The organism is Mesorhizobium sp. M1E.F.Ca.ET.063.01.1.1 (assembly GCF_003998155.1).
Classification (GTDB): Bacteria; Pseudomonadota; Alphaproteobacteria; order Rhizobiales; family Rhizobiaceae; genus Mesorhizobium.
This window is the reverse complement of the sequence record NZ_RZSC01000631.1, coordinates 1-3,418: the sequence shown is the minus strand read 5'-3', so window position 1 is coordinate 3,418 and position 3,418 is coordinate 1. Positions and strand designations below refer to the sequence as shown.

General features: G+C 61.8%; 2 protein-coding genes and 1 pseudogene. 2 read left to right on the top strand and 1 reads right to left on the bottom strand.

All coding sequences use genetic code 11. From position 1 onward, the window contains the following. The first annotated feature begins 204 nt into the window (after window positions 1-204). Together EOA29_RS29535 and EOA29_RS29530 are read left to right on the top strand one after the other, a co-directional pair. Window positions 205-1,965: an AMP-binding protein gene (locus EOA29_RS29535; RefSeq protein ID WP_127221985.1), complete on the top strand. Its 1,761-nt coding sequence runs from the start codon at window positions 205-207 to the stop codon at window positions 1,963-1,965. A 62-nt stretch (window positions 1,966-2,027) separates the two neighbouring features. After that, on the top strand, window positions 2,028-3,131 hold the full coding sequence (locus tag EOA29_RS29530) for a calcium:proton antiporter (RefSeq protein ID WP_127221984.1): 1,104 nt from the start codon (window positions 2,028-2,030) through the stop codon (window positions 3,129-3,131). 87 nt (window positions 3,132-3,218) lie between these two features. On the opposite strand, the pseudogene EOA29_RS29525 reads toward EOA29_RS29530, so the two are convergent. Then, window positions 3,219-3,418 (bottom strand): annotated as a pseudogene (locus tag EOA29_RS29525) (glutathione synthase); the annotation flags it as partial.

Sequence of the window (3,418 nt, the reverse complement as noted above, 5' to 3'; positions counted from 1 at the left end):
GCCTCCCCCTCCCCCTTGAGGGGAGGGTGGACAGCCGCCGAAGGCGGATGGACGGGAGGGGTCATCGCGGCAGTGCTCGACGTGAGACGACCCCGCCCGCCTCGCTTCGCGAGGCACCCTCCCCTCAAGGGGGAGGGGGACCTTTGGCGGATTTCCACCGCCGCTATCGGCTGATAGGCTGGCTCATCCCGGGAGGAGACGGCGATGGCGATCAAACTCGACGAGCTCATGAACGCCACGAATCTGCGCGGGCGCGGAGGCACCTTCATTGCCCCGATGGACGGCAGGGCGCATGTCTCGGGCGATCGCTCGGTGTCCTTGCTCGACAAGACCATTCCGGAACTGTTTTCCGACACGGTGAGCAAATACGCCACGCTCGATGCCGCCGTGTTCGTCGGCCAGGACAAGCGCTTCACCTGGAGCGAGTTGTCGGACACGGTCGACGCTTTAGCCGCCGGCTTCCTGGCGCTCGGGCTGGAGAAGGGCGACCGGGTCGGCATCTGGTCGCCGAACCGCTGGGAATGGCTGGTGACCCAGTTCGCCACCGCCCGCATCGGCCTCATCCTGGTCAACATCAACCCGGCCTACCGGCTGACCGAGCTGGAATATGCCCTCAACAAGGTTGGCTGCAAGGCGCTGGTGACCGCCGTCAGCTTCAAGACCTCCGACTATCTCGGCATGATCGAGACGCTGGCGCCTGAGATCGCCACGGCCGAACCCGGCGAGCTCAAGGCCAAAAAACTGCCGGCGCTGAAGATCGTCATCCGCATGGGCGACGACAACTCGCCCGGCATGTTCAATTTCGGCGATGTGCTGGCCATGGCCGGCCGCGACGAGCATGACAGCCTCGACCGCATCTCCGAAAGCCTGAAGCCGAATGACGCCATCAACATCCAGTTCACGTCCGGCACGACAGGCGCGCCGAAAGGCGCGACGCTGACCCACGCGAACATCGTCAACAATGGCAATTTCGTCACCTCGGCAATCAGACTCACCGTCGACGACCGGCTCTGCATCCCGGTGCCGCTCTATCACTGCTTCGGCATGTCGATGGGCACGATGGGCTGCGTCACCAAGGGCGCGACCATGGTCTTCCCGGGCGAAGGTTTTGACGCCGGCGCGACGCTCAAGGCGATCGCGCAGGAGCGCTGCACCGGCGTTTACGGCGTGCCGACCATGTTCGTCGCCATGCTCGACCATGCCGATTTTTCGACCTTCGACCTCACCAGCCTGCGCACCGGCATCATGGCCGGTTCGCCATGCCCGATCGAGGTGATGAAGAAGGTGGTGTCGCTGATGAATATGCGCCAAGTGACCATCGCCTACGGCATGACCGAGACCAGCCCGGTTTCGTTCCAGAGCAGCGTCGACGATCCGCTGGAAAAGCGCGTCTCCACCGTCGGCCGCATCCATCCGCATGTCGAGGTGAAGGCGATCGGCGCCGACGGCGCCACCGTCGCGGTCGGCGCGCCGGGTGAGCTCTGCACGCGCGGCTATTCGGTGATGAAGGGCTATTGGGACGACGCGGAGAAGACCCGCGAGGCGGTCGATGCCGACGGCTGGATGCATACCGGCGACCTCGCCACCATCGACGCCGAGGGATATTGCAACATCGTCGGCCGGGTGAAGGACATGGTCATCCGCGGCGGCGAGAACGTCTATCCGCGTGAGGTCGAGGAATTCCTCTACCGCCATCCCAAGGTCAAGGAAGTGCAGGTCTTCGGCATTCCCGACGACAAATATGGCGAGGAGCTCTGCGCCTGGATCGTGCTGAAGCCCGGCCAGATCGCCACAGAGCAGGAGATCAAGGCCTTCTGCGCCGGCCAGATCGCCCACTATAAAGTGCCGCGCTACATCCGCTTCCGCACCGAGTTGCCGATGACGGTAACCGGCAAGCCGCAGAAGTTCTTGATGCGCCAGGCGATGATCGAGGAACTGGGGCTGGTGGCGCAGAAGACGGCGTGAGAGGTGCTCCCCACACGCTTTTCCGCCAAGTTCGCCGAAACGCGCGGCGTTTGGGGGCTTGAATGACTGGTATCGCACGGTCGCCGACTTCCTACGCGATGCCACTGGCCGCCCTGGTGATGGCCGTCGTGGTCAGAGCCAGCGGTCTCTCGGTGGACGAAGGTTCGCTGAACGTCAGGATTCTTGTCGGGGCGCTTTCGTGCGCGATCATGTTCACCACCATTTTCGTGGTGCTCGACCACGCCGAGGCAGTGGCCCGGCGCGTGGGGGAGCCGTACGGAACGCTGGTGCTGACCTTTGCCGTGACGGCAATCGAAGTGTCGATCATCGTTTCCATAATGCTGCATGGAGCGAACAATCCGACGCTGGCACGTGAGTCCGTTTTCTCGACGGTGATGATCACCTCCACCGGCGTTGTCGGCACCTGTCTCACGCTTGGCGGCTGGCGTCATCGCAAGCAGGCAATCGTTCGCCAAGGGACCAGCGCGTATCTGGCGGTTCTGGTCGCGCTGACCGTCATGACGCTTGTTCTGCCAACCTACACTCAAACGACGGATCCCGGCACGTTTTCGGCAGCTCAGCTTGGTTTTGTAAGCGTCCTTTCGGTGCTGCTCTATGCAAGTTTCGTGTTCGCCCAGACTGTCCGCCACCGGGACGACTTCGTCCAGGAACAGGCGCACGACGTTTCGACGCGAACTGCCTCTCATGAAAGCGTTTTTGTCGGCATTCTGCTGCTGTTGAGCGGGCTGATCGGAATTGTCATGCTCGCCGAGCAGGTCGCAGCAAGTGTCGAGGACACGCTCGTTGCCTACCAGGTGACCCAGGCGGACAGCATCGTGGGAGCGTTGATCGCGGGGCTGGTTTTGATGCCGGAGGCCATTTCGGCGGTTCGCGCTTCACTCAACAATGAGCTGCAGCGCGGTTTGAACGTTGCGATGGGTTCGGCTTGCGCTACGATCGGTTTGACCATACCGGCGGTCGCCCCCGCCAGCCTGCTGACGGGCAGAGGCTTGACCTTGGGGCTCCCGTCGGCTGACGCGGTCCTTTTGGTCCTGGCGCTTTTCATATGCAGCGTAAGCTTTAGTAACGAAAGAACGACATTCTTGACAGGCATGGTTCATATTGTCGTATTTTTTACTTTCGTATTTTTGATATTTATACCATGAAAGCTTTGGTGCGAGCTAATTTAGCAATCGGACGCAGGGATGGGACGGCGACCGGCAGGAAGTCGCTATCCGACTTGTCTGCGTTCCTCAAAGCGTCGCTAGCCGCGAATTCGGCATGGTCTTTCCATAGGCTCGGCGCAGCGTCGCCTTCTCCTCCAGCGCGACGATGACACGTGCGGCAAAATCGGTCTTGTACATCTCCGCGAGCCGTGCCAGTCCGCCTGGCGTGAAGACATTGATCTCCAGAAGTTTGTCGCCGACGATGTCGAGTCCAACCAGAAACATGC